This is a genomic window from Nonomuraea sp. NPDC059023 (assembly GCF_042740095.1).
GTDB lineage: Bacteria > Actinomycetota > Actinomycetes > Streptosporangiales > Streptosporangiaceae > Nonomuraea.
Genome location: NZ_JBHYIO010000043.1, coordinates 1 through 25,240, shown reverse-complemented (window position 1 = coordinate 25,240; position 25,240 = coordinate 1). Strand labels below are relative to the sequence as shown.

Here is a 25,240-nt window from a genome sequence, read left to right as displayed (position 1 = left end):
TTACCGCGAGCGTCAGGAGCGGAACAGCCGCTAAGGTGGTGTGCGCACTGGAGGGTTCGCATAGTGGACGAGTGCAGCCGCCTTGAAAGCGGCCAGGCCAGCGATGGTCTCGTGGGTTCGAATCCCACACCCTCCGCTCACTCCCGGCCGGCGAAGCCGTCCCCCACGCTGGCGGCGAGCTGGAGGTAGGACTCCCTGGTCGCCTCCTGCAGCCGGTCCAGGTCGATCTCCGCGCCCTCCTCCAGATGCGGGTCGTACGGCACGCGAACCACCGCCCGGCACCGCGCCGCGAAGTGGGCCTCCAGCTTCTTGATGTCCACGGCCGACTTCGAGCGCGGCCGTACGCTGCAGAGCACCACGGTGGCGTCCCTGACCAGGTCGCCGTAGTGGTGCGCCTCCAGCCAGTCGAGCGTCGCCGAGGCGGCCCTGGCGCCGTCCACGGAGGGCGAGCTGACCAGCACGATCTGGTCGGCCAGGCCCAGGACGCCGCCCATGGCCGAGTGGAGCAGGCCGGTGCCGCAGTCGGTGATGCAGATCGAGTAGAAGTTCTCCAGCACCTGCGCGGCGGCCTGGTAGTCGGCGCCGCTGAACGCCTCGGAGACCGACGGGTCGCGGTCGGAGGCGAGCACCTCCAGCCGGGAGGGCGCCTGCGAGGTGAAGGCCCTGATGTCCACGTAGCGCTTGACCTGGTCGCGCTCGTTCAGCAGGTCCCGCACGGTCGCGGAGGTCTCCAGCTCCAGCTTGTCCGACAGGGTGCCGCGGTCGGGGTTGGCGTCCACGGCGATCACCCGGTCGCCGCGCACCTGCGCCAGCGTCGCGCCCAGCCCGACCGTGGTCGTGGTCTTGCCGACCCCGCCCTTCAGGCTCAGTACGGCGACGCGGTGGTGACCGGTGGCCACCGGCGTGCGGGCCCGGTTGAGCAGCTCTCGGCGGCGGCGCACCTCGGCCGGCTCGCCGGGCTTGATCCAGCCGCCGGAGGCCTTGTACACCAGCCTGCGCCAGCCCTTGGACGGCGCGTTACGGCGCCCGCGCAGCAGCGACTCGGGGTCGAGGCTGTCGGCGGTGGGCCGGCCGGTGACCGGCGGGCGCGGCGGCGAGGTGAACACCGGCACGGGCGCGGCCCGGCGTCGCGTCGCGGGCCGCTCGGCGGCGGGGCGCTCGGCGGGCTCGGGGCGGACGGCTGGTTCAGGACGAACGGCCGGTTCAGGACGGGCGGACTCGGAACGGGCGGATTCGGAATGGGCGGGCTCGGGGCGATCGAAGCCCCGGTCCGCGGGCTGCGGCCGGTCGGTGAAGGACTGCTCGGTGAAGGACCGCTCGTTGAAAGGCTGCCGCGGCTCGGCGGGCTGCTGTGGCGGCTCCGGGGCGGGGCGGTCGGCAGCGGGGCGGTCGGCCGGCTGACCGAACGGGTCGTTACGCGGTGACCAGTCCGGCTTGAACGCCTCGAAGCGCTTCTGCAGCCGCTCCTCCTCCGCGGCGTCCTCCGAGAGCTCCGGCGCGTCCGGCTCGGGCAGGTCCACGGCCGCGCGGGAACGTTCGAAGTCGAGGGGAAGGTCCTGCGTGAAGGGACTGTCGAAGTCCTTCTCGAAGCCGGCCTTCGGCTCGTCGAACGCGGGCTTGGGCAGGTCGAAGGCGGGCCTGGACCACTCGGGCGGCTTCGGCCACGGGTTGTCCGGCTGGGTCTCGGCCTCGGTGTACTCCGCCTTGGGCGGCGTCTCCTCCTCCGCCGGTGCGGGAGCGGGAGAGAGCGTGTAGCTGTCGGTGTCGTCCGGCCTCGGCAGCGGCTTCAGCGGCGCCAGGAAGCTCTCGGCCTCCTCGTCGACCGACCCGGCCGGCTCCTTGCCGGGCGCGGCCTCGTCACCCAGCCACTCGGCGGCCTCGCTCTCGGTGGCGGGCAGTTCCTCCGCGGCGGCGGAGCCGTACACGGAGTCGACGGCGGCACGGAACAGCGGCGGGGTCGGCGTCTCCTGCGCGGACGGCACCGACAGCCATGGGTCCTTCGGGTACGGCGAAGCCGCGGCCTCGGCGGTGGCGCTCACAGCCACCGGCGCCTCTTCCGTCTCCTTGATGGCGTCGAGCCAGGCCAGCTGCTCTTCGAGAGATTCTTCGCGATCGTGCCTTGCCACCGTGTTCCCCCTCGGGTGGGTCTAAAGGGGCAGCAAATACATTGCAGGTTAACGTCAAGCGTCGCGCCGGACGGCGGCAACCCTCAACTTCTTTGCCCGGCACCCCCGCTCCGGGGCTCGGCGGGGCACCACGCGCCTATCTTGGTCAGCATGCGAGCGATTGTGATCTCCAAGATCGGCGCGCCTGAGGTTCTGGAGTGGCGCGAGGTGCCGGATCTCCGCCCCGGGCGGGGAGAAGTGCTCATCGACGTGGCCGCCTCGGCGTTGAACAGGGCGGACGTCCTCCAGCGGCTCGGCTTCTACAACCCGCCTCCCGGCGACTCGGAATATCCGGGCCTGGAGTGCTCGGGGGTCGTGGCCGAGGTCGGCGCGGACGTGGAGCACTTCCAGGTCGGCGATCGAGTCTGCGCGCTGCTGGGCGGCGGCGGATATGCCGAACAGGTGACAGTGCCGTGGCAGCAGGTGATGCCGGTGCCGGACAACGTCTCCCTGACCGAAGCGGCGGCGCTGCCCGAAGTGGTCTGCACGGTGTGGTCGAACGTGTTCATGACCGCGCGGCTGCGGCGTTCGGACACCCTGCTGGTGCACGGCGGAGCCAGCGGCGTGGGGACGATGGCGATCCAGCTGGCGAAGGCGTTCGGCTCGCGGGTGATCGCGACCGCGGGCACCGCGGAGAAGCTGGAGCGGCTCAGGGAGCTGGGCGCCGACGAGGTGATCAACTACCGGGAGGAGGACTTCGCCGAGAAGGCGGAGGCCGACGTGATTCTGGACATCATGGGCGCAAAGTATCTGTCCCGAAATATCAAAGCTTTGCGGACGGGTGGGCGGCTCGTGATCATCGGTCTGCAGGGCGGCACCTCGGCCGAGCTCGATCTGCGGATGCTGCTCAACAAGCGCGCGGCCGTACACGGAACCACGCTGCGCTCGCGGCCCGCCGACGAGAAGGGCGTCATCGTGCGCGGGGTCGTCGACAACGTGTGGCCGCTGGTCAGCGCGGGTGCGGTGCGGCCGGTGATCTACGCGGAGGTGCCTCTCGCCGAGGCCGCTCGGGCGCACGAAATGCTCGATTCCGGGGAACACGTCGGCAAGATCCTGCTAGTACGGTGAGACGTATGAATGCTGAGGAGAACAACACCCCCCACATCGTGGTGGTCGGGCCTGACTTCCAGGGGCAGCAGGGCGACGGCGGCGAGGAAGAGCGCTCGGTGGCGGGCCTGGTCGAGCAGCCCGCGAAGGTGATGCGCATCGGCAGCATGATCCGCCAGCTTCTCGAAGAGGTCCGCGCGGCTCCTCTCGACGAGGCCAGCCGCAAGCGGTTGAAGGAGATCCACGAGTCCTCCATAAAGGAGCTTGAGGACGGCCTCGCCCCCGAGCTGGTCAACGAGCTGGAGCGGTTGTCGCTGCCGTTCACCGACGACAACGGCGCCCCGCCCAGCGAGGCCGAGCTGCGGATCGCCCACGCCCAGCTGGTCGGCTGGCTGGAAGGGCTCTTCCACGGCATCCAGACGACGCTGTTCGCCCAGCAGATGGCGGCCAGGGCCCAGCTGGAGCAGATGCGCAGGGCGCTGCCCGGAGTGCCGCAGGAGGGCCAGCAGCAGCCCGGCGGCTCCGGCCCCTACCTGTAGAGCTCTTCGAGCACGCGGGCGACGCCGTCCTCGTCGTTGGCCTCGATCGTCTGACCGACCACGGCCAGCACGTCGCGATGCGCGTTGGCCACCGCGTACGACCTGCCCGCCCACGCGAGCATGGGCAGGTCGTTCGGCATGTCACCGAACGCCACGGCGTCCTCGGGTCCGATGCCGTGCCGCCTGGCCAGCGCCGCCAGCGCGGTGGCCTTCGTGATGCCGTGCGCGCTCATCTCGACCAGCGCGCTGCGGCTGGAGTGGGTGGCGGTCACCAGGTGCCCCACGAGCTCGTGCACGGCCCCGTGGAGCGCGTCAGGGTCCATCTCCGGGTGCAGGGCGAGCAGCTTGGCGCACGGCCGCGAGGTGAGGATCCCCGGTCCGACGCCGCCGCCGCGTCCCGCCCGTCGGTCCAGGCCGCCGAGCCTGAAATCTGACTCGTGCGCAAAACCACCTTCGTACTCGACCGAAAATGCCAGTCCGGGGATGTTCGCTCTTAGCTGATCCACGACCTCCACGAGCACGTCGGCCTGGATCAGGTGAGATTCAAGAATCTGTTCGGTGTGGAGATCGTAGACAAGCGCCCCGTTCGCGCAGATCGCCACCCCGCGGTGCCCGACCACCTCGGCCACCTCCCTCATCCACCGAGGCGGGCGGCCGGTGACGAGTACCAGCACAGCCCCGGATTCCTCTACCCTGGCGAAGGCAGCAGCCGTTCGGGAAGAGACCGTTCCATCGGAGCGCAGGGCGGTTCCGTCGAGGTCGGTGGCCACAAGGCGAGGGGTGTTCATAACGGGTTCCAGTTTGCCCGGTGATGCCGTCCAACAGAAATCTTCCTAGCGAGGGGAACACCAAGGCGGTGGAATGGTGTTAGATGTGATGGCGTTGTATTAGCTGATCCCGTAGTGAAAACCAGCATGACTTTGTCTGAGCCACCCCGGGTTGCTGCTGTACGACACACCGGGACCCATGAGGTGTGGGTCCCATAGATTCACATCCTGAGGGAGAGCTTTTATGGCTCAGGGAACCGTCAAGTGGTTCAACGCTGAAAAGGGCTTCGGCTTCATCGCTCCGGACGGCGGTGCACCGGACGTGTTCGTGCACTTCTCCGAGATCCAGGGCAACGGCTACCGCAGCCTCGAAGACGGCCAGCGGGTCGAGTTCGAGATCACGCAGGGACAGAAGGGGCCGCAGGCCTCTGCCGTCCGCGCCATCTGATCTGAAGTAAGCGAGGTAGGGCGGGGTTCGCTTCCAGCGGACCTCGCCCTTTCCGCTGTCCAGGCCGCGGTTCACCGGTAGACCAGCCCCGACAGCCGCCAGGCCAGTGCCCGGCGGAAGGGGGGCAGGGTGGCCAGCAGCCGCAGCACCACGTTCCTGACCGGCCGCAGCGCCCGGCTCATCGTCGCCAGGCGGGTCAGCCGGCCGGCGAAGGCCACGACCTCCCGGGCGACCGGGCGGCGGGCCGCCGCGTAGGCGTCCAGGGGCGCCTCGTGCCCGGTCTTGAGCGTCTCCGCCAGGGCCTCACCCAGCGCCACGGCGTCCTGGACGCCGGTGTTCATCCCCTGACCGCCCGCCGGGCTGTGCACGTGCGCCGCGTCGCCCGCCAGCACGACCCTGCCGCTTCTGTACGCGTCCGCCACCCTGTGGTGGACCCTGAAGCGCGAACCCCACACGACCTCGCTCACCACGGCCCTCTGGCGCCGCGGGCCGCGCTCGTCCAGCAGGCGCTGCACGTAGGCCACGTCGGGCTCGTGGGGCGCCTCGTCGACCGTGGCCACGATCCTGAACGTCCCGTCGGGCAACGGGGCCACCACGACCAGCCCGGCCGGCGAGAAGTACAGCACGACCTCCTCGCTGGGCACGCCGCCGCTGAGCCGTACATCCGCCAGCGAGAACGACTCCGGGTAGGAGGCGCCGCTGAACCCGATGCCGGCCTGCTCCCGCACCGTGCTGTGCATGCCGTCAGCGCCGACGACATAGCGGGCGCGCACGCTGCTTCCGTCGGCGAAGGCCGCCGTCGCGCCCGCGCCGTCCTGGGTGAGCCCGGTCAGCGTGTACGGCCGCGCCACCCGCCCGCCCAGCGCGACCAGCCGGTCCAGCAGGATCCGCTCGGTCTCCGCCTGGGAGATCATCAGCGTGTACGGGTAGTCCGTCGGCAGGTTCCCGAACGGAACCGGCACCAGCACGCGGTCCCCGTCCCTGATCGTGAAGCGCTTGGCGTGGATGCCCCGCTCGACCATGGGACCGGTGACGCCGAGCGGCTCGAGCTGCTCCAGGGTGCGGGCGTGCACGACGGCGGCGCGGGAGGTGTTGTCGCCCTCGGCCTGGTTGTCCACGACGGTGACGTCGAGGCCCTTGAGCGTGAGCGAGATCGCCAGGGTGAGGCCGGTGGGGCCGGCGCCGATGACCAGAACGTCGGTGGCGGTGGGAAGCATCTTCGTTCTCCTTTTGGTCAACGCTTGTTGGCATCAGTCTGCGCCTGGCGTGCTGGCTATGTCAACACTTGTTGGCCTACAATCGTTGACATGAGAAGGAGCTCCGCGGACACCAAGGCCGTCATCCTGGCCGCGGCCAGGGAACGCTTCGCCGCAGACGGCTACGAGAAGGCCACGATCCGGTCAATCGCCGGTGACGCCGGGATCGATCCGGCGATGGTGATGCGCTACTTCGGTAACAAGGAGAAGTTGTTCGCCGCCGCCGCCCACATCGACCTGAAATTTCCGGACTTCTCGGCACTGCCGCGAGACCAGCTCGGCGCCGGGCTCGTCGGCCACTTCCTCAGCCTGTGGGAGCACAACGAGGCGCTGCAGGTGCTCCTGCGCACCGGCGTCACGAACGAGGCGGCCGCCGAACGCATGCGTGAGATCTTCGCCACCCAGCTGGCCCCCGTCATAGCCACCCTGACCGGCCCGGACGAGGCCCCCGTACGCGCCGGCCTGGCCGCCTCCCAGATCCTGGGGCTGGCGCTGGCCCGATACATCCTGAAATTTCCGCCCATCGTGGCGATGCCCCGCGACGATCTCATCCGCTGGGCAGCCCCCACCATCCAGCGCTACCTCTGCGACTGACCCGACCCACTACGAGAGGCGTGCACGCCCCACAGCCTCGGCCTGATGCGCCCAGGGTGCGCGTGGGGATCGCCAACCGCCCGAGGGGTCCAGAGGTCGGCGCACAGGACACCGGACGGGTGAGGAGAGGCGGAGGGGACCGAGAGTGCCGATGGCGGCTGGCAGCGGCCCGGAGACGGCGCGGCCCAAGCGCGACGGACGGTGCGGGAGACCTGGAGGGGTGGGGTGGGGCGTTACGGGGGGATCACGAGTGTGACTCGAAGCTCGTTTCGGCCGAACGACCGCATTTCCGGAGCCGTCGATGAGTGCATGAGGTACGCGTGGCTGTGCCATCCCGCGACGCTCGTCGCGGCGTTGCTGTTGCTCGTCAACGACCACCTGCTCAAACAGGCCTGGCCGGGGTTCGTCACCGGCAAGCTGAGCGATGTCGCCGGACTGGTCGTCGCCGCTCCCCTGCTGTCCCTCCTCCTGCTGCGCAAGGCCGACCTGGCCGCCACCCTGCTCACCGGGGCGCTGTTCACCCTCGTGAAAACCACCGAGACGGGCGCGGAGGCCGCCTCCCTTGCCTGGACCTTCGTCGCGGGCCCTTCGCACGTCCTGGCCGATCCCAGCGACCTCCTGGCGCTTCCCGCGCTCGGGCTGGCGTGGTGGGTCAGGAAGCACGAGGCGCCCCGGAGGTGGCTGGCGGTGGTGGGGGTGCCGGTGGCCGTACTGGCCGTGGCGGCCACGGGCGCGGCGGGGAGTCCACCCGCGGCGGACGCGGTGCGGGTCGACGGCGGGCGGATCACGGTGACGGGGACCTGGGCCTCCGGCAACGTCTCCACGGACGGCGGCCGCACCTGGAGGCTCGCCCCCGACAGCGATCCGAGCGCGCAGGGACAGAAGTCGATGTGCGTGCCACGGGAGCCGCGGCGCTGCTACTGGGTACGCGGCGACGGCATCAGGGTCATGCGGTCGGACGACGCCAGCGTGACCTGGCAACCGTCGTGGGAGCTCTCCCCGGGGCGGCTCGAACTACTCGAACGGTCCTATGGCGAGCGGGTGTCCTCGGTGTCGCTGGCGGTTCAGGCGACGGCGCGGGGTCATGTGGTCGTCGTGGCGAACGGGCGCGACGGCGTGGCCGTACGGGATGAGAGCGGGCGGTGGACGCGGCTGGGGTACGACCCGTCGGGACGGCTGACCGCGGGCGCCGCCACGGCGGTGGACGGCGGCCAGGAGGTCTCCGGCGAGCTGGCCGTCGCGCTGCTGGCCGGGGTGTGGGCGATCGTGGCGGGACTCATGATCGCGGCCAGGGGCAGGCGCAGGATCGCCACCCACTGGATCGCGCCCGCTCTGGCGACCGTGGGCGTGCTGCCGTACATGCTGCTCGATCCAGAGGCGGGCGGCGTCGCCGCCCTGCTGTGGCTGGCCGGCGCCCCGCTCCTGCTGGCCGCGGTCGTGCTCGCGATCGTGGAGTCGGTCCTCGCGAAGATCCCCTCCACCGCCCTCTGGTGGGCGCTGGGCACGGGGGTGCTGGTCGCGCTGGGCATCGCGGCGCCGTTCCGTGGCTGGGCGTTCGGGTGGCCAGACTCCTATGACGTGGCGCTCGCCATGGCCGCCTTCTTCTCCGTCGCCATCGGCGCCCTCGGGCTGACCCTGGTACGGCGGACCGCCCGCGACCCAGCCGACCAGACATGAGGCGCGCCTGGTTATGCCATCCGGCGACGCTCGCCGCGGCACTGGTCCTGCTGATCAACGACCACGTGCTCAAGGCGGCCTGGCCCGGCCTCGTGACCGGGAAGCTGAGCGACGTCGCCGGGCTGGTGGTGGCGGCGCCGCTGGTGTCCCTGCTGTTCGCGCGCCGGGCGGATCTGGCCGCGACGGTGCTCACCGGGGTGGTGTTCACGCTGGTGAAGACGACCGGGGCGGGCGCTGAGCTGGCGTCGGCGGCCTGGACGCTGGTCGCCGGACCATCGCGGGTGCTCGCCGACCCCACCGACCTGCTGGCCCTGCCCGCGCTCGGGCTGGCGTGGTGGATCAGGAAACACGAGGCGCCCCGGAGGTGGTCGGCCGTGGTGGGGGTGCCGCTGGCCGTACTGGCGGTGGGGGCCACCGGGCCGGCGGGCGGGCCGCCTGTCGCCGAGAACGTCCACCTGGACGGCGGCCACATCGTCGTCACGGGTCGCTGGAGCGCCGGCACGGTCTCCTCGGACGGCGGGCGGACCTGGCGTGCGCTGACTGGGAACGGGCAGGCGCCCACGCCCCAGAGCCTCGCGCCGCGGACCTCCGTCTGCGGCGCGGAGTTCTGCTACCGGATCGTCCCCGGCCGGCTCAAGGTCGAGCGGTCGGCCGACGGGGGAAGGACGTGGACGTCCGCGTGGGAACTGTCACCCGGGCGTACGGAGTGGCTGAAGCGGGGTCACATCGGCGACGGGCGTCCCCGGGACCCGCGCTCGCTCGCCATCGCCCTCCAGGAACGCCCCGACGGCCACGTGGTCGTCGTCGCCAACGGCCGGGACGGCATCGTGGTCCGCGACACCGGCGGCGCCTGGCGACGCCACGGCTATGGCGCCGACGGCGGCCTGAGCACCGGCGCGGCCGTCCCGCTGACACGGCCGGGCGAGCGGGTGGACGGCGAGATGCGCGTGGCCGTCGTGGCCGGGCTGTGGATGTTGCTCGCGGGCCTGGTGGCCGTGACGCCGGCGGTGGTCCGCTCCGGCCGGGTGACCCTGGGCTACGGGCTGATCGGGGTGCTGCTCCTGCTGCCGTGGCGGTATGAGGAGTTCTTCGGCTACTACTCGCTGATCAACCTGCCGGGCGTCGTGGGCGCGGCGGCGGGGGTGAGCGGCGGGGCCCTGTTGCTCATCGTGCTGGCCGGTGCGGCGCTGGCCGCGTGGAGAGAGGATGCCGCAGGCGACTCGGTGAGGGAGGCGCTGTGCCTGGCCGTGCTGGTCGCGGCCGGGGTGGCGCTGCCGTTCCGTGGCTGGAGCGCGGGCTGGCCGGATGGCTACACGGCGGCGCTCGCCCTCGCGGGGCTCTTCGGCCTCGGCATCGGCACGGCGGGGCTGGTGATCCTGCGGCGGAACGCGGTCCGGCGTTCCGCCGCGATCGGTTACTTGACCGGCTCCAGCACGTCCAGCCCCAGGTAGGGGCGGAGCGCCTTGGGGACCACCACGGAGCCGTCGGCCTGCTGGTGGTTCTCCAGGATGGCCACGATCCAGCGGGTCGTGGCCAGCGTGCCGTTGAGCGTCGCGACGTGCTGCGGCTTGCCGTCCTTGTCACGGAAGCGGACCGCCAGGCGGCGCGACTGGAACTCGGTGCAGTTGGAGGTCGAGGTCAGCTCGCGGTAGCGGCCCTGGGACGGGATCCAGGCCTCGCAGTCGAACTTGCGCGCCGCCGACATGCCGAGGTCGCCCGCGGCGGTGTCGATGATGCGGTACGGCACCTCGATCTTGGCCAGCATCTCCTTCTCCCAGGCCAGCAGGCGCTGGTGCTCGGCAGCGGCGTCCTCCGGGCGGACATAGGTGAACATCTCCACCTTGTCGAACTGGTGGACGCGGATGATGCCCCTGGTGTCCTTGCCGTAGGAGCCCGCCTCGCGCCGGAAGCACGACGACCAGCCCGCATAACGCAGCGGCAGTTCGGCGCCGTCGAGGATCTCGTTGGCGTGGTAGCCGGCGAGCGCGACCTCAGAGGTGCCGACGAGGTAGAGGTCGTCGTCGGGCAGGCGGTAGATCTCCTTGTCGTGGGCGACGTGGAAACCGGTGCCCGCCATCGTCTCCGGCCGCACCAGGACCGGGGTGATCATCGCGGTGAACCCGGCCTCGATCGCGTGCTGCATGCCCATGTTGAGCAGGGCCAGCTGCAGGCGGGCGCCGACGCCCTTCAGGAAGAAGAACCGCGAACCCGACACCTTGGCGCCGCGCTCCATGTCGATGGCGTCGAGCGCCTCGCCGAGCTCCAGGTGGTCCTTGGGCTCGAAGTCGAACGCGCGCGGCTCGCCGATCGTCTCCAGCACGACGAAGTCGTCCTCGCCGCCGTGGGGAGCCGCCTCCTCCACGATGTTGGGTACGGCGTGGGCCATCTCGTCGAGCTCGGCACCCAGCTGCTCGGCTTCGACCTCGGCGGCCTTGACCTGCGCGGCGAGCTCCTTGGCCCGCTGCAGCAGCGCCTGCTTCTCCTCGCCCTGCGCCTTGGACACGGACTTGCCCATGGACTTCTGCTCGGCGCGCATGGTCTCGAACGAGGTCAGCGCGGATCGCCGGCGCTCGTCGAGGGCCAGCAGCTTGTCGACGATCGAGTCGTCCTCACCCCGCGCGCGCTGCGACGCTCGCAGCCGCTCAGGGTCCTCCCGAAGTGTCCGCAGGTCAATCACAGGCCAAGCGTACTCGGTCCCCCGCTGACGGCAGGACCAATTAAAACCACCGCAACGGCTCACGTGGGCCGTTGCGGCGCGCCACCCCGTCCGACGTGAGAAGCGACCCCCACGATCGGCGGTCACCCACGTCGGCGGGTGGCGGTGGTGCGGCTTGCCGTAACAGATAAAAGGCCCGTAACGGATAAAAGCAGCTACGGCTGGCCCTGGCGGATATGGGTGAGCCAGCTATCGGCCTCGGTGAAGGCGGCGTCGGTGGTGGCGGGTTTGATCTGGGGGGTGATGCCGTCCGCGCGCGGGTAGCTGCCCAGGAAGCGGACCTCGCCGCAGATCCGGTGCAGGCCCGAGATGGCCTCGCCGACCCGGGCGTCGGCCACGTGCCCCTCGAAGTCGAAGTGGAAGAAGTAGCGGCCGATGCCGTCGCCGGTGGGCCGCGATTCGATCCGGGTCAGGTTGACCCCGCGCACCGAGAACTCGGTCAGCATCTCCAGCAGCGCGCCCGGGTGGTCGTCGGCCAGGAAGACCACGAGCGTGGTGCGGTCGGAGCCGGTGGGCTCCGGCAGCGCGCCGGGACGGGCGACGCGGACGAACCTGGTCACCGTGTCGGTCCGGTCGCCGATGTTGGCGGCGATCTCGACCAGGCCGTAGTGCTCGCCGGCGATGCGGGCGGCGATCGCCGCGTCGTAAGGCGAGCCGGGCAGCGACACCTCCTGGGCCGCGGCGGCCGTGGAAGGGGCGGAGACCACGACGGCGTCGGGCAGTTCGCGGTTGATGTAGCCGCGGCACTGCGTGATGGCGGCCGGGTGGGTGTAGACGCGCTTGATGTGCACCAGCTCGGTGTCGGGCCGGGCCAGCAGCGAGAACCGCACGGGCAGCAGCAACTCGGCGGTGATCAGCAGCGGCTCGCCCCACGCGAACTCGTCGAGGGTGGTGGTGATGCCGCCCTCCAGCGAGTTCTCCAGCGGGACGACCGCGCCGTCGGCCTCACCGGACCGTACGGCGTTGAGCGCGGCACCGACGGTGGCGCAGGGCATGCGGTCGGCGTCGGGCTCCATGAGCCGCAGGGCTTCCTCGGTGAAGGTGCCCTCGGGTCCGAGATAGGCGATTCTGGGCATGACACCAGAGTAACCAGCTCAGCGGCGTGCCATCTGTGGTTCTATCTCCGGGCCGAGTCCGAGTCTGGCCGCGCGCACCGCCTCCTCCTCTTCCGGGGCCAGTGGCGTCTTGCCCTTTCCGCCCACGACCGGCCGCACGTACGTGCGGGTCTCCGAGCGGCCGTTGATCGAGGTGAGGACGATGCCGTCGCCCAGGCCGTTGATCATCGCGATCGAGAACGACAGCCTTCCGGTCATCTCCTCAAGGGCGTCGTAGCGATAGACGGCGACGTCGCGGATCGCTTTGAGGTCGCCGCCCATGGTGCTGACGGTGGACTGCCTGGCCAGCATCTGCTGGCAGTCCTGCACGGCCAGCCTGGCCTGCTTGAGGGCGACGTAGCCGATGACGACGCCGCTGACGCCCGCGAGGACGCCGATCATGACCCATACGGTAACGAGCACAACACACAGGGTAATCAGTTGGTCAAGATCCCGCGGCGTTTGGGCAACCAGGCGGCCAGGAGCCAGACGAGCGCGATCGCGCCCAGCCCGTAGCCGTTCTGCACGATCTTGCCCAGGACCGGGCTGAGGACGGGGATCTCCAGCGCCTTGAGCGAGACGCCCCACCAGGGGACGGGGACGACGTAGTAGACCCAGACTCCGGCCGCCACCCACAGCCTGACCCGGTCGCGCCCGTCGCCGACGATCGCGCCCAGCACGACGACGACCCAGGCCAGGTGGTGGATCCAGGCGACCGGCGACAGCAGCACCGCCATCAGGCCGGTGAGGGCGACCGCGGTGACCATGTCCTTCGCCTGGTACGCCCGGTAGGCCCCGCGGAAGCCGTACCAGCCGATGAAGGCGATGACCGCCACCCAGATCGCGGACGTCAGCAGGTCGGGCAGGTACAGCCGGATGAGCATGCCGCGCACGGACTGGTTGGTGGTGGCGGCGTTGGAGCCCAGGCGTTCGGGGTCGAGCAGCGCGGAGAACCAGAACTGGGCCGCGTCCTGCGGGATGACGGCGAAGGGCAGCAGCGTGAGCAGCGCGGCGACGAAGCAGGCCATCCAGAACGTCCGCCACTGCCGGGTGACCAGCAGGTAGATCAGGAAGACGCCGGGCGTGAGCTTGACCGCGGTGGCCAGGCCGATGAGGAAGCCGCGCGGCCACTTCGGCCGGACCGCCAGCAGGTCGGCCACGCACAACGCGACCAGCAGGATGTCCACCTGCCCGAAACGCACCTGGTCGCGGATGGGCATCAGGTAGGTGCAGCAGACCATGGCCAGCGCGAACAGCAGCGGCTTCCTGTCCACCTGCGCCTGCCTGAAGGAGAACCAGACGGTGACGGCGAGGGCGGCGAAGACGCCGATCGTCCACACCCACTGCGCGGTGGTCCACGACATCATCGCCAGCGGTACGGCCAGCAGCGCCGCGACCGGCGGGTAGGTGAACGGCAGCAGTTGCGGCGCGGGCGTGAAGAACTCGTAGACCGGCCGCCCCTCCCGGATCATCTCGCCACCGGTGCGGTAGACGTCGAGGTCGACCAGCCGCTGGTCGTCGGGGTTGGTCAGCCAGTACTCGACCAGCGGCCACGCCGCCAGCACGACCAGCGCCGCCGCCGGCAACCACGTCCACCACTGCCGCTTGCCACCTGTCACGGTCTGGCACGTTACCGTGGCTCCAGTCGATCGAGGACGCACACTGCGGGGGTTGCGCTCATGGCACGTCGGTTCCTGGCGGCTCTGGTGCTGGGCGCCGTCCTGGCGGGCGTCCTTGGCGCCGGTACGGCTTCCGCCGCCCCCCGAGGCCGGGTCGTGCTGCTGGGAGTGCCCGGACTGGAATGGGGCGATCTCCACCCCTCGCGCACCCCCAACCTGTGGAAACTGGTGGCCGCGGGCGGCTCGGCCTCGATGTCGACCCGTGCCGTGCCACCGCCGGACCGGGGCGTCACCTGTCCGGTCGCGGGCTGGCTGACGGTCTCGGCCGGGCAGCGCTCCGGCACCGCGGGCAAGGGCTGCGCCCCGGTGCCGAGGCCGGAGCCGGACGGCGCGGGCGCCCGGGTCCCCGGATGGGAGTCGCTGGCCGCCTACCAGTCCGGCACCGGGTACAACGCGGTGCTCGGGACGCTGGGGCAGCTCGTGGCCGATTCGGGCGGCGTCGTGGGGGCGGTGGGTCCCGGTGCGGCGCTGGCCGCCGCCGACAAGAGCGGCCGGATCACGAAATATGCGGACAACGTGGAGGGGCTGGGCGACCTGACCGGCTACGCCCTGGTCGTCTTCGAGGCCGACGCGCTCGCCGCCGCCTGGGCCCGCATGCCCCAGGACGAGGCCGGGGTGCCCGCCGGACTCCCCGCCGAGCAGCGCGCGGCCGCCGTGGCCGAGGCCGACAGGCGGGTCGGCACGCTGATGGCCCGGGTTCCCGAGGGGAGCACGGTCCTGGTGGGCGGCATCTCCGACACCTCATCCGCCGCCCATCTCCACGTGGCCATGGCCGCCGGGCCCTCTCCCGGCGGCCCGCCGTACCGTCGTGGGTTTCTCACCGCGGCCTCGACGCGGCAGGACGCGCTCGTCACCATCACCGACCTGACCGCCACCGCGATCGGCGCGCTGGGGCTCGAGTCGCCCCGCGCGGTCGTCGGGCGGGCCTGGAGCGACGGCGGCGACGCCCCCGCGACCACCGAGGAGACCGTCGCCCAGCTGGCCGACGCCGATCTGGCCAGCCAGGTGCTGCGGGAGGTGCGCGGGCCGTTCTTCGCGGTGTTCGTCGTGGTCCAGTTGCTCTTCTATCTGTTCGCCGCCCTCGCCCTGCGCCGTCGTCGCGCGCAGCCCGCCGCGCCGCGGGACGGCGAGGCGGCGGCGTCGCGGCTGCTCGTGGTCGTTCAGGTGGTGTCGGTGCTGGCCGGCTCCATCGCGGTGGCGACGTTCCTGGCCCAGCTCGTGCCCTGGTGGAGCCTGCCCGCGCCGATGGCCGCGCTGATCGTCACGATCGTGGCGGCGGCCGGGCTGATCACCGGGCTGGCCTTCGCCGGGCCGTGGCGGGCGGCGGTGCTCGGGCCGCTCACGGTGGTGGCGGGCGTGACCTCGCTGGCCCTGCTCATCGACGTGATGACCGGCTCCAGGCTGCAGGTCAACGCGGTCAGCGGCTACGAGCCGGTCACCGGCGGCCGCTTCTACGGGTTCAGCAACATCGCCTTCGCGATCCAGTCCACCGGCACGATCCTGGCCCTGGCGGGTGTCGCCTGGGTGCTCAGGGCGCGTACCTGGCTGGCTTTGGGGGTGTGCGCGGCGTATGGGATGTTCGCGGTGTTCGCGGATGGCTGGCCGGCGTGGGGGGCGGACTTCGGCGGCGTGCCGGCGTTCGTGATCGGGCTGGCGGTCTTCCTGATCCTGCTGTCGGGCCGCCGGGTCTCGGTGGGCAAGCTGCTGGTCGTGGGGGTCGTCGGGGCGTTGCTGATCGGTTCGATCATGGTCTTCGACTTCATGCGGCCGGCGGCGCAGCGTACCCATCTGGGGAACTTCGTCCAGCAGATCCTGGACGGGCAGGCCTGGACGGTGATCGGCAGGAAGTTCAGCGCGATGATCGGCGTGACCGTCGGCAACTGGTCGCTGACGCTGCTGTCGCTGGTGGCGCTGGCCTTCCTGTTCCTGGTGCTCAACCGGCCCTCCCGATGGGGCGCCTCCGCGCTCGGCCAGGCCTACAAGCTGGCGCCGCCGTTGCGTGCGGGCCTGTTCGGCGCGCTGACCTGCGCTTTCGTCGGCTTCCTGATCAACGACTCGGGCATCGCGATCCCGGCCATGGCGCTCACTGTGGCGGTGCCGCTGGCTGTGGCCGCGTCCGTGCGCGCGCTGCAGCTGTCCACGCCCATCCCGCCAGAGCCAGCGTCAGAGCCAGCAGCGCCCACGGCGCCACCTGCTGCCTGACGACGGTCCGCAGCCACTCCAGGTCGACGGGCTGCATCTCGACCCGGGCGGGCAGGTACGCCAGCGACAGGATCACCAGGTGCCCCGCCAGGAACCGGTCCACCACCGAGGCCCCCGCCATCGCCACCATCGCGAAGGCCAGCCCGTCATACCAGGGCAGGATGTACGGCGTGGCGAACACGTAGGCCACCGACAGCACCGCCGCCACGGCCAGGGCGTCCCGGCCCGGCAACGCCCGGAACAGCGCCCAGGCCAGGAGCGCCAGCACGAGCAGCGACGCCACCTGGATCTCGCCCCGGTACGCGCTGCCCTCCCCCACCACGGCCTGCAACATCCCCTGGAACGTCTTCCAGTAGGAGGCGTGCGAGATCGCCTTGCTGGTCCTGCTCACCGGCTCCAGCGCGGCGAGCCCGGCCAGCGAATATCCGGCCACCACGACGGCCAGCGCCACCCCCGCCATCACGGCCAGCCGTCCCGGCCGCCGCCGCAGCTCCCACGCGGGGCCGAGCGCCACGATCCCGGCATTGAGCTTGACCGCGACCCCGAGACCCAGGAGCAGCCCCGACGCCGCCGGCCTCGACCTGGCCAGCAGGGCGGCGACCATGCAGGCGATGGCCAGCGTGTCCACGTGCATGCCGGCGACGAGCTGGTAGAGCAGCAGCGGGTTGGCCGTCCACAGCAGCGCGGCCCGCAGGCGGCGGGCGGGGTCGTCGCGGGTGAAACGGTCGAGCAGCAGCCCGGTGGCGATGAACGCGGCGGCGTTGACCAGCGCGAGCACCAGGACGGTCAGCCACAGCGAGCCGCCGCCCACCCAGCCGGCCAGCGCCTGGACAACGGTCGCGACCGGCCCGTAGACGCTGGCCTCCTCGCGCCACGGCGCCTCGACGGCCCCGGCGATCGGGTCGCCGGGCAGGTCGGCGGCGCCGTGGGTGTAGGGGTCGACGCCGAGCGCCACCATCCGGCCGTAGGCGGCGTAGTTGAGGTGGTCGGCCGAGCCGGAGGGCGGGAGGAAGGCCAGCACGGCGGCGGCCGTACAGCCGAGGACGACCAGGAGCCCGGCGGGCAGGCGCGAGCCGTACGCGAGCCCGCCGAGCAGGCCGAGACCGCCCAGCACGATCGCCGCGGCGGCCAGCCCGATCACGAGGTGGGGACCGGGGTCCAGGCCGAGCGAGGGCCCGCCCAGATCGGGAACGACCGCCGACGGCCCGAGCAGCCCGATGACGATCGTGAGCAGGACGCTCGCCGCGGTGCACAAGGACGCGCTCAGGGCCCTGCTCTCGGAAGTCACCCGGAGATTCCAGCACACCTGACGAAAGTCGGGGGACACCGCTGCCGATCGGGCGGTCCGCCGGGAGTGGTGGGATTTCTACGGTTTCCTCATGCGAACTCCGATGGTGATCACCGCCCTGACCGGTGCTTTCCTCCTTTCCGCCATGGGTACGGCCAGCGCCGACGACACCCTCGGCATCGACTCCTACGTCCGTGACTACGTCGAGCGGACCGGCCTGCCCGGGGCCATGGTCGCCGTCACCAAGGGCGACAAGGTGGTCCTCACCGCCGGCTACGGCCACACCGCCGACGGCGACGCGATCACGAAGGACAGCCCGATGCCGCTGGCCTCGGTCTCCAAGTCGTTCACCGCCCTGGCGGTCACCAAGCTGGCCGAGGAGGGCAAGGTGAAGCTCGACGCCCCGGTCAGGCAGTACCTGCCGGAGTTCACGATGGCCGACCCGCGCGCTGCGAAGATCACCGTCAGGCAGCTGCTCCACCAGACCTCTGGCATGTCCGACCGCAGCTTCCCCGAGCTCACGCTCGACGCCCCCGCGACGCTGAAGGACTCGGTGGCCATGCTGCGCACCGCCGGGCTGAGCGCGGAGCCGGGCGCCAGGATGTACTACCACAACCCCAACTACTCGCTGCTGGGCCGCCTGGTCGAGGTCGTCGCGAAGCGGCCCTTCGCCGAGCACATGGCCGCCGGCGTCTTCCGCCCTCTCGGCATGAACGCCACCAAGACGGTCGACACCACCCTCGAACTGCCCGGCGCCGCCAAGGGCTACGTCCGCGCCTACGGCAGGACCGTGCCGCGCTCGCACCCCGAATGGTTCATCAACGGCAGCTACGGCGTGGTCTCCACCGCCGACGACATGGCCAGGTGGCTCATCGCCCAGAACGGCGACCGGCCCGCGATCAAGGCCACCCACCAGGGCTCCGGCGTCGGCGAGAGCACGTACGCCATGGGCTGGAACACCGGCCGCACCCCCGGCGGCGCGCCCATGCTCAAGCACACCGGCTGGCTGCTCACCCACAACTCCGCGCAGATCCTCCTGCCCGGCAGCGGGTACGGCATCGCCGTGGTCACCAACACCGGCATGATCTCGGGCGACGACGCCGCGATCATCGCCGACGGCCTGATCGACCTCGCCGAAGGCCGCCCCGACCAGCGGCTCGCCCCCTTCACCAGTTCCGCCGACCCGATCCTGGCCGGAATGACCCTGCTCACGCTGGCCCTGGGCGCCCTGGGCGTCTACCGCGCCCGCACCTGGGCTCGCCGCCGTTCCGGGCGCGCGACCTGGCGTCTGGTGGTACGGCTGGCGCCGTACGCGCTGCCGGTGGCGCTGTTCGCCGGCCTGGCCGAGCTCTTCGCCCTGCTGATGAACCGCTCCGGCACCCTCGCCCAGATCTCCTACGTCTGGCCTGCCCTGTTCGTCTGGACGGCCACGGCCGCGCTGACCGCCCTGGCCGTGGCCGGAACCCGGATCTTCCACACGGTCCGCGCCCGCCGCCAGAGGGTGACGTTCACCGGCTAGTCGCGGGGGATGGCCTCGATGCGGGCCATGTGCTCCTCCCCCCAGTCCCCGAGCGGGATGAGCGCGGCGAGCAGGGAGGAGCCGAACTCGGTCAGCGAGTACTCGACCTTGGGCGGGATCTGGTGATAGTCCTCACGGAGCACCAGGCCCGCCTTCTCCATCTCCCGCAGTTGCAGGGTGAGGATGCGTTCGCTGATCCCGGGCACCTCCCGCCTGACCTCGCCGAACCTGCGCGGGCCGTCGTACAGGCCCCACAGGATCAGCACCTTCCACTTGCCGCCCATCACGTCCATGGCGGCGTCGAGACCGCAGGTGTAGCGCGCCTTCTTCACGAACAAAATAGTAGGTACTTGATGAAATGTTCGCTAGCCCCGAGCATAGCAAGCATGAGAACACCAGTAACGATCATCGGCCTGGGCGCCATCGGCACCGCCCTGGCCAAGGCATATGTCGCCGCGGGGCACCCGACGACCGTGTGGAACCGCTCCGCCGGAAGGCCGACACCGGAAGGGGCGGTGCGGGCGGCGAGCATCGAAGAGGCCGTGGCGGCGAGCGAGCTGGTCATCGCGATCCTGACCACCTTCGAGGCCGCCCGGGAGGCGCTGGAACCCGCGGCGGGCAAACTGTCCGGCCGTACCTTGGTCACCCTGAACACCGGAACCCCGGCGGGCGCGCGCGAGACCGCGGCGTGGGCGGCGGGGCACGGCGTGGACTTCCTGGCGGGCGCGATCAAGAACGTGCCCTCGGCGGTCGGGTTGCCGGACACCTTGCTGTACTACAGCGGCGACCGGGCGGTCTTCGACCGCTATGCGCCGACGTTGCGGGTCTTGGGCGGCGACACCGTGCATCTGGGTGAGGAGCCGGATCTGGCCGGGTTGTACGAGCTGGCCGTGGGCGGCACGCTGCTGCCGACCATCGTCGCCTTCCTCCAAGGCGCGGCGCTGGTCACCTCACGCGGGCTGGAGGCGAGCTCGCTGGTGCGCTACGAGACGAAGTGGCTGGAAATGATCATCCAGTTGCTGCCGTCCCTGGCCGAGGCCGTGGACAAGGGCGACTACGCCGACCCCGAGTCGGCGCTCGGCCTCTTCCACGAGGGCATCTCGCACGACCACGAGATCGGCCGGGAGGGCAACCTGGACGTCACCTGGCACGAGCCCATGCACGACCTGCTCAGGCGGGCGGTCGCGGAAGGACGCGCCGACCAGAGCATCGCCTCCCTGGTCGAGCTCCTGCGCAAGCAGCCGTAACGGACCGTCCTGGCGGCCGAAACCGCCGAGACACGTCCGCAACGCCCTCAATTGAGGGCCGGAACCGCGTTAACGGGCGGGCCGCTTGCCGAGCGCGCCGCGGACCGCCGGCTCCCTGACCGCCAGCGCCAGCGCCACGTCCCGCAACTGCTTCGCGCGGTGCAACTGGGCGCGCCAGTCGTTGCCCGTGGCCCGGTGAGCCATCTCGACCTCGACCTCGGCCACCCGGTAGCCCTTGCGCACCAGGTCGATCGTCAGCCCCGTCTCCACGCCGAAGCCGTGGGCCAGCGGCCTGGCCGCCTCGAACGCCGCCCTGGTCAGGCAGCGCTGGCCGTTGAGCGGCTGCGTCGCCTCGAACCCGCCGGTGGCCCGCCGGATGCCGTCGCGGGACAGGCGGACGACGATGCCGTGGCCGCCGAGCCGTACCCGGGTGGCGAAGACCGCGATCGACATGTCCGCCTTGCCGGCGCGTACCGGCTCGATCAGGGCGGCCGCCGTACGCGCGGACTCGCCCAGATCGGCGTCCAGGAACAGCAGGTGCCGAGGCGTGTCGCCGTCGAGCAGACGGACCGCTTCCGAGCCCGTCTCCATGGCGGCGGCCTTGCCGCGGTTGCGGCTGTGGCGCACCACCCTGGCGCCCGCCGCCCGCGCCACCCGGCCGGTCTGGTCGAGCGAGCCGTCGTCGACGACCACGACGAGATCGACCCCGGGCAGTTCCAGGGCCGCCCGTACGGTCGCGCCGATGCGGTCGGCCTCGTTCTTGGCCGGGATGACGACCGCCGTGTCCGGCGTCATGACCCCTCGGAGATCAGGAACTCCTCGGGCACCTCATCGTGCACGGTGAACACCGAATCGAGTCCCGTGACCTGAAGGATCTTGCGCACCGCGGGGCGTGGGGCGGCCACGTCGAGCTCACCCCCCTGCTCCTTCATGCGTTTGAGTGCTGACAGCAGCACGTTCATCCCCGTGGAGTCACAGAACTCCACCAGGGACATGTCGATGACCACGCGATTGGGCCCGTCCTGCAGGAGGCGAGTGAACTCCTGCTGCAGGCGGGGCGCCGTATAGAGGTCGATTTCACCGGCGATCGCAACTAGTGCATGGCCGGCATGTGATCGAGTCGAGACCTTGAGCTCCACATGGGCAGGCTAGCGGGGTGGAGGCGTCTGGTCACGTTCTCACGCCGATAGTGGAACGCCAGGTTTTTGTCCCGCGTTTGGGCTCCATGAAAACGGAGAGTACGCGAAGCTTGACACTGTGACACCGGCAAGTGCCGGAAAGGGGGGTTGCACGGGCCCTCCTGGTCAATACCATCGCATCACGGAAGCCAGGGGCCCGAGCGTACACATGACCACAGAGCATTCCGAAGATCCCCAGCGCCAGCGCCTGCGCGAACAGCTGGAGGCCATCCACATCCGCACCGAGAAGGCCACCTCGTGGCACGACGAAGCAGGGCGCCTGCGGGGGCTGCTCAACAACGACGGGTACGTCCCCGTCCGCACCAGGCTGGCCGGCGAGGACCTCGACTTCCTCGGCGACGCCAGAGACACCCTGCTGACCTTCGCCGAGCTCGGCCTGCGCCTGCTCGACCTGCACCAGCCTCGTGACGCCGGGGGGATCACGAGCGACACGGCCCATCCGATCCTGCGGTGCCGGAGCTGCATGTGGCGCTGGCCCTGCCCCACATTTCGGGCAATGTCCGAATCATTCGGTACGCCTCGGGTGCCTTCGCCCGCCTAAGGGCATGCTCCTCGCGGATGGCGCGCTTCGCGCGATCAACCAGGGTCAAGCGCTCCTTCCACGCCCGGGGCTGTCTTCATGCGGGCCAGGCGCGCGAATGTAACCACGTGCCATGCCGGTGCACGCGACGGCTAACGATCCTGGGGGAAGGGCACGCGGGCCTGGCCGCAGAGGAAGGTGCGGTCGGCCAGGAGTTCGGGGGTGACGCGGATGCCGGTGAGGCGTTCGGCCAGGGCGAAGGAGGCGGCGATGAGCGGGAAGGTGAAGTCGATGTCCTCCACCGAGGCGTCGTCGCGCAGGTCGTAGCCGATCTCGACCATGTCGTCGAGCAGGGCGTCCGGGGTGCTGCCGCGCCGGTCGTTGGCGTACAACGGGTCGAAGTCGAGGCGGACGTCGCCGTCCTCGGCCCAGAAGAACCGGTAGCGGCCGTTTCCGCCCTCGTAGTGGGAGACGACCCGGGTGCCGATCGACACCGGGATCATCGCCTCCGCGGTGATGCCGAGGTGGCCGTTGCTCTCGTAGGCGAGCGTCCAGTTCTCGCCGGGTACGGCCGCGGCGCCGATGAAGAGGGCCTCACCGGCGCTTCGCAGGTCGTAGCTGACGTCGTGGAAGTCCGCGTCCAGGCGCATGGGCCGGGGGCGGGTCTCCGCGTGCACCCGTGCCATGAACTCCTCGGGCGTGAGCCCGCGTACGAGTGTCAGGCAGTAAGGGTCGTCGAGGGTGCCACTGTCGGCCCAGGCGTAGTCGGTCGTGGTCGGCATGGCGGTCATCTGACGATCTTAGGAACGGTTCGGCCGTGCGCGGTGCAGGATCGCGCCATAGTCTGCCGAGGTGGACCTCTTCTCACGTTCTTGGACGGCATTGCGTACGGCGGTCGCCGAACTCCCCGACGAGGACTTCGCGAAGCCGTCGGGCTGTTCCGGCTGGCTGGTACGGGACCTGGCCTGCCATCTCGTCATTGACGCCCAGGATGTCCTGATCACTCTCGTGACCCCGGCCGAGACGGAGCCGACCCGCGACGCGGTGACCTACTGGGAGGTCACCGGCACGCCCCCGACCGGCGACGATCCGCTCGACGCGCTGACCGTGCGGCTGGCGGCCGCCTACGGGGAGCCTTGGATGCTCAAGTTCCACCTTGACGACGTCGGCTCGGCCGCCGGGCGCGCCGCCGTACTGGCTGATCCGGGGGCTTGGGTCGGCACCAAGGACATCGTGCTCACGGCGGGTGACTACCTGTCGGCGTACGTCATCGAGTGGACGCTGCACCATCTCGACCTGATCGCGTACCTGCCCGAGGTGGCCGGGCCGCCCGCGGAGGGGCTGGCCCGGTCTCGCGAGATGCTGGAGAAGATCGCCGGGGCCGCGTTCCCGGAGTCGTTCTCCGACACGGACGCGCTGCTGGTCGGTACCGGACGGCGTGCCCCCACCGAAGCGGAACGGGCGGAGCTGGGCGATCTGGCGGCGAAGCTCCCGTTCGTCCTCGGTTGAGCGTCAGTTCCAGTTGTCTATCTTGACGTCGTGCGGATCCGGGGCGCCTGTCCCGGTTTCGACCAGGGACTTGAGGCTCATCAGGAAAAGCGCCCACTTGGTGCTGCAGTGGTGCATGAACTCCACCGGCTCCGCCCAGCCCTCATGTTTGAACAGGATGATGGTCTGGTCGTCGGCCCGGTCGAGGTCCCAGACCACGTGCGTGCCGATCCACTCCTCGGGCCCCTCGACGACCTCCCACAGCACACGCTTGTCCGGCTGGAGTTCGAGAACCTTCATGTCGAACCCACCGGCCCCGAACCGGAACGCGATCACGTCGTCGCCGACGTCCTTGGTGTCGGTCGTCCACCAGCCCGCGAGTCCGCCGGTGGTGGTCAGGGCCGCGTACACCTCGGAGGCCGGTGCCTTGATGCCCACTCGGTGAAGGATGTCCACCATGTCGAGCTCCTCTCACTGTTCGTCTCTGTTGCGCTGAATCGCCTCGGCGATCCGCTTGATGCGCTGCAGCCTGGCGTCCCACGCCGCGCCCACGGCGGACAACTGGGCGACCGCGCGCGCGAGTTGCGCCTCGTCCACCTGGTACCGCCTCTCCCTCCCGTACGGCGCCGCGTGCACCAGACCGACGCGGTCGAGCACGCCGAGATGTTTCGCGATGGCCTGCCGGGTCACGGGCAGCCGCTCGCTGAGGCTGGTGGCGGTGCCGTTGCCGTCCGCCAGAAGCAGGTCGAGGATCCGCCGACGGGTCGGGTCACCGACCGCGGACCACAGCTCGTCGTCGACGGCGGCACTCACGGAGCCGACACCAGCCGCGCGATGTACTCCCCGAGCCGGGGCACGAAGGTGTCCCACCCGACGACGTGATCGCTGTAGACCTCCTCCAGCTTGGCCGCCTCCCAGCCCATCTCCCGGAACCCGGACTCGGTGAGCCGGATCCGCGTACCGTCGCCGGACGGGGTGAGCTCGAAGGTGACCAGCAGCGAACCGACGGAGTCGTCGACCTTGCCGCCGGGATGACACCAGCGGAACGAGAACAGCCGCGGCGGTTCGGCGCTGACCACGGTGAACGGGACGACGTCCACCCGATCACCCCAGACGAGCTCGCCGACGGCGCCTGGGGTGGGTTCGATGGAGGCGTCGTCGCTCCACCACTGCGAGATGTGCTCCGGGCGGCTGACGACCTCGTAGACCACCTCGGGCGAGGCCTCGACGTGAATCTCCCGCTCGATACTCCCGTACTCCATGCTCGTCCCCACTTCGCTACGTGCAACTTTTGGTTGCACGTCACCTTAGCGGTTGGCCCGCCAACACGCAACCACTGGTTGCATGAGACAAGAAGCCAAATTCGGAGCCGAGCGGGTCGCGGCCATCGTCCTGGAACGGCATGTGAACCCCGACTACGTGCTATGGGAGCCGCTGTTAAAAGCAGTCAAAGATCGACCGTATCGCCAGGATATCTGCGCGGTACATCGCTGACCGGCTAGTGGCCAGAAGGCTGAGTCCATCCGACGCTGACGTGCGTCCTCGCGCGCGGCGCCGGCGCGCAGGTTGTGCGTACGGGGCTTCGGGTTGAGCGAGCGGCAAATGTAACCGGGGAGCGAGCAAATGTAACTGGCACGCGGTTACATTTGCGCACCTGCGGTCCGAGACAACCCCGGGTTCGGAAGAACTGCTTGACCCTGATCGAGGTTTTCGAAGACCGGGTTTCCGTGCCGTGCCCGGCCGGCCGCCCGGGGTCCGGGGGGGGGGCCCCGGGGGGGGGGGGGGGGGGGCGCGG

26 protein-coding genes and 1 tRNA gene are annotated in these 25,240 nt (G+C 70.6%); 12 read left to right on the top strand and 15 right to left on the bottom strand.

What is annotated here, in order from left to right; all coding sequences use genetic code 11:
- Nucleotides 1-49 precede the first annotated feature (49 nt).
- Nucleotides 50-136 (top strand) — tRNA-Ser (locus tag ACFWYW_RS48340).
- 1 nt (nt 137) lies between these two features.
- On the opposite strand, the gene ACFWYW_RS48335 is transcribed toward ACFWYW_RS48340, so the two are convergent.
- Entirely contained in the window at nt 138-2,126 is a 1,989-nt protein-coding gene (locus tag ACFWYW_RS48335) for an AAA family ATPase (protein WP_379615595.1), read from the bottom strand.
- Between the two features lie 150 nt (nt 2,127-2,276).
- Between ACFWYW_RS48335 and ACFWYW_RS48330 the strand changes: the two genes are divergently transcribed.
- Nucleotides 2,277-3,233 (top strand): NAD(P)H-quinone oxidoreductase, encoded by a 957-nt coding sequence (locus ACFWYW_RS48330; protein ID WP_379615597.1) that lies wholly within the window; start codon nt 2,277-2,279, stop codon nt 3,231-3,233.
- Between the two features lie 5 nt (nt 3,234-3,238).
- Nucleotides 3,239-3,751, top strand: coding sequence for a bacterial proteasome activator family protein (locus tag ACFWYW_RS48325; protein ID WP_379615599.1), 513 nt, complete (start codon nt 3,239-3,241; stop codon nt 3,749-3,751).
- Here ACFWYW_RS48325 and ACFWYW_RS48320 read toward each other — a convergent pair.
- Complete coding sequence (locus ACFWYW_RS48320; RefSeq protein WP_379615601.1) at nt 3,742-4,539, bottom strand: HAD family hydrolase; 798 nt, start codon at nt 4,537-4,539, stop codon at nt 3,742-3,744. The two genes, ACFWYW_RS48325 and ACFWYW_RS48320, sit on opposite strands and share 10 nt — an antisense overlap.
- Nucleotides 4,540-4,762: 223 nt before the next feature.
- Between ACFWYW_RS48320 and ACFWYW_RS48315 the strand changes: the two genes are divergently transcribed.
- The gene (locus ACFWYW_RS48315; RefSeq protein WP_157248489.1) at nt 4,763-4,966 is read left to right on the top strand and encodes a cold-shock protein; all 204 of its coding nucleotides are present in this window, start codon (nt 4,763-4,765) and stop codon (nt 4,964-4,966) included.
- Between the two features lie 71 nt (nt 4,967-5,037).
- Here the strand turns inward: ACFWYW_RS48315 and ACFWYW_RS48310 are convergent, their stop codons facing one another.
- On the bottom strand, nt 5,038-6,183 hold the full coding sequence (locus ACFWYW_RS48310) for an FAD-dependent oxidoreductase (protein WP_379615604.1): 1,146 nt from the start codon (nt 6,181-6,183) through the stop codon (nt 5,038-5,040).
- Nucleotides 6,184-6,273: 90 nt separating this feature from the next.
- On the opposite strand from ACFWYW_RS48310, the gene ACFWYW_RS48305 reads away from it, so the two are divergent.
- From ACFWYW_RS48305 to ACFWYW_RS48295, 3 genes are all read left to right on the top strand, one after another.
- Nucleotides 6,274-6,816: a TetR family transcriptional regulator gene (locus ACFWYW_RS48305; protein WP_379615606.1), complete on the top strand. Its 543-nt coding sequence runs from the start codon at nt 6,274-6,276 to the stop codon at nt 6,814-6,816.
- A gap of 309 nt (nt 6,817-7,125) precedes the next feature.
- On the top strand, nt 7,126-8,493 hold the full coding sequence (locus ACFWYW_RS48300; RefSeq protein ID WP_379615608.1) for a hypothetical protein: 1,368 nt from the start codon (nt 7,126-7,128) through the stop codon (nt 8,491-8,493).
- Complete coding sequence (locus ACFWYW_RS48295) at nt 8,490-9,944, top strand: hypothetical protein (protein ID WP_379615611.1); 1,455 nt, start codon at nt 8,490-8,492, stop codon at nt 9,942-9,944. The genes ACFWYW_RS48300 and ACFWYW_RS48295 overlap by 4 nt, the downstream gene beginning before the upstream one ends.
- Here the strand turns inward: ACFWYW_RS48295 and serS are convergent.
- The 4 genes from serS to ACFWYW_RS48275 all read right to left on the bottom strand — a co-directional run bounded on the left by serS (nt 9,908) and on the right by ACFWYW_RS48275 (nt 13,922).
- The gene (gene serS / locus ACFWYW_RS48290; protein ID WP_379615613.1) at nt 9,908-11,170 is read right to left on the bottom strand and encodes a serine--tRNA ligase; all 1,263 of its coding nucleotides are present in this window, start codon (nt 11,168-11,170) and stop codon (nt 9,908-9,910) included. The genes ACFWYW_RS48295 and serS overlap by 37 nt on opposite strands.
- A 194-nt stretch (nt 11,171-11,364) precedes the next feature.
- Nucleotides 11,365-12,285, bottom strand: coding sequence for a prephenate dehydratase (pheA, locus tag ACFWYW_RS48285; protein ID WP_379615615.1), 921 nt, complete (start codon nt 12,283-12,285; stop codon nt 11,365-11,367).
- Between the two features lie 18 nt (nt 12,286-12,303).
- Nucleotides 12,304-12,705 carry a DUF4446 family protein gene (locus tag ACFWYW_RS48280; RefSeq protein ID WP_379615617.1) on the bottom strand — a complete coding sequence of 134 codons (402 nt, stop codon included), beginning with the start codon at nt 12,703-12,705 and terminating at the stop codon, nt 12,304-12,306.
- Between the two features lie 35 nt (nt 12,706-12,740).
- On the bottom strand, nt 12,741-13,922 hold the full coding sequence (locus tag ACFWYW_RS48275; RefSeq protein WP_379615619.1) for a glycosyltransferase family 87 protein: 1,182 nt from the start codon (nt 13,920-13,922) through the stop codon (nt 12,741-12,743).
- Nucleotides 13,923-13,982: 60 nt separating this feature from the next.
- Here ACFWYW_RS48275 and ACFWYW_RS48270 point away from each other — a divergent pair, with 60 nt between their 5' ends.
- On the top strand, nt 13,983-16,184 hold the full coding sequence (locus ACFWYW_RS48270; RefSeq protein ID WP_379615621.1) for a hypothetical protein: 2,202 nt from the start codon (nt 13,983-13,985) through the stop codon (nt 16,182-16,184).
- On the opposite strand, the gene ACFWYW_RS48265 is transcribed toward ACFWYW_RS48270, so the two are convergent.
- Nucleotides 16,066-17,472: a glycosyltransferase 87 family protein gene (locus tag ACFWYW_RS48265; RefSeq protein WP_379615623.1), complete on the bottom strand. Its 1,407-nt coding sequence runs from the start codon at nt 17,470-17,472 to the stop codon at nt 16,066-16,068. The genes ACFWYW_RS48270 and ACFWYW_RS48265 overlap by 119 nt on opposite strands.
- Before the next feature lie 91 nt (nt 17,473-17,563).
- On the opposite strand from ACFWYW_RS48265, the gene ACFWYW_RS48260 reads away from it, so the two are divergent.
- Nucleotides 17,564-18,991 (top strand): serine hydrolase domain-containing protein, encoded by a 1,428-nt coding sequence (locus ACFWYW_RS48260; protein WP_379615625.1) that lies wholly within the window; start codon nt 17,564-17,566, stop codon nt 18,989-18,991.
- On the opposite strand, the gene ACFWYW_RS48255 is transcribed toward ACFWYW_RS48260, so the two are convergent.
- Nucleotides 18,988-19,323, bottom strand: a complete 336-nt coding sequence (locus ACFWYW_RS48255) for a winged helix-turn-helix transcriptional regulator (protein WP_379615627.1) — start codon at nt 19,321-19,323, stop codon at nt 18,988-18,990. The two genes, ACFWYW_RS48260 and ACFWYW_RS48255, sit on opposite strands and share 4 nt — an antisense overlap.
- 54 nt (nt 19,324-19,377) lie before the next feature.
- On the opposite strand from ACFWYW_RS48255, the gene ACFWYW_RS48250 reads away from it, so the two are divergent.
- Nucleotides 19,378-20,238 carry an NAD(P)-dependent oxidoreductase gene (locus ACFWYW_RS48250; RefSeq protein ID WP_379615629.1) on the top strand — a complete coding sequence of 287 codons (861 nt, stop codon included), beginning with the start codon at nt 19,378-19,380 and terminating at the stop codon, nt 20,236-20,238.
- Between the two features lie 69 nt (nt 20,239-20,307).
- Here ACFWYW_RS48250 and ACFWYW_RS48245 read toward each other — a convergent pair whose 3' ends face one another.
- Together ACFWYW_RS48245 and ACFWYW_RS48240 are read right to left on the bottom strand one after the other, a co-directional pair.
- A complete protein-coding gene (locus ACFWYW_RS48245) occupies nt 20,308-21,033 on the bottom strand; it encodes a glycosyltransferase family 2 protein (protein WP_379615631.1) in 726 nt (241 codons plus the stop codon).
- Nucleotides 21,030-21,377 (bottom strand): STAS domain-containing protein, encoded by a 348-nt coding sequence (locus ACFWYW_RS48240; protein WP_184959005.1) that lies wholly within the window; start codon nt 21,375-21,377, stop codon nt 21,030-21,032. The genes ACFWYW_RS48245 and ACFWYW_RS48240 overlap by 4 nt, the downstream gene beginning before the upstream one ends.
- A gap of 208 nt (nt 21,378-21,585) precedes the next feature.
- Here ACFWYW_RS48240 and ACFWYW_RS48235 point away from each other — a divergent pair, with 208 nt between their 5' ends.
- On the top strand, nt 21,586-21,978 hold the full coding sequence (locus ACFWYW_RS48235; RefSeq protein ID WP_379615634.1) for a hypothetical protein: 393 nt from the start codon (nt 21,586-21,588) through the stop codon (nt 21,976-21,978).
- A gap of 131 nt (nt 21,979-22,109) precedes the next feature.
- On the opposite strand, the gene ACFWYW_RS48230 is transcribed toward ACFWYW_RS48235, so the two are convergent.
- Complete coding sequence (locus tag ACFWYW_RS48230) at nt 22,110-22,748, bottom strand: DUF6461 domain-containing protein (RefSeq protein ID WP_379615636.1); 639 nt, start codon at nt 22,746-22,748, stop codon at nt 22,110-22,112.
- Between the two features lie 61 nt (nt 22,749-22,809).
- On the opposite strand from ACFWYW_RS48230, the gene ACFWYW_RS48225 reads away from it, so the two are divergent.
- Nucleotides 22,810-23,466 (top strand): maleylpyruvate isomerase N-terminal domain-containing protein, encoded by a 657-nt coding sequence (locus ACFWYW_RS48225; protein WP_379615638.1) that lies wholly within the window; start codon nt 22,810-22,812, stop codon nt 23,464-23,466.
- Nucleotides 23,467-23,469: 3 nt separating this feature from the next.
- On the opposite strand, the gene ACFWYW_RS48220 is transcribed toward ACFWYW_RS48225, so the two are convergent.
- Genes ACFWYW_RS48220 through ACFWYW_RS48210 form a run of 3 tightly spaced genes read right to left on the bottom strand, consistent with a single transcriptional unit; the run spans nt 23,470 to nt 24,707 of the window.
- Nucleotides 23,470-23,904 carry an SRPBCC domain-containing protein gene (locus tag ACFWYW_RS48220; RefSeq protein ID WP_379615640.1) on the bottom strand — a complete coding sequence of 145 codons (435 nt, stop codon included), beginning with the start codon at nt 23,902-23,904 and terminating at the stop codon, nt 23,470-23,472.
- A 12-nt stretch (nt 23,905-23,916) separates the two neighbouring features.
- Entirely contained in the window at nt 23,917-24,258 is a 342-nt protein-coding gene (locus ACFWYW_RS48215) for an ArsR/SmtB family transcription factor (RefSeq protein ID WP_379615643.1), read from the bottom strand.
- The gene (locus ACFWYW_RS48210; protein WP_379615645.1) at nt 24,255-24,707 is read right to left on the bottom strand and encodes an SRPBCC family protein; all 453 of its coding nucleotides are present in this window, start codon (nt 24,705-24,707) and stop codon (nt 24,255-24,257) included. The genes ACFWYW_RS48215 and ACFWYW_RS48210 overlap by 4 nt, the downstream gene beginning before the upstream one ends.
- Nucleotides 24,708-25,240 lie beyond the last annotated feature (533 nt).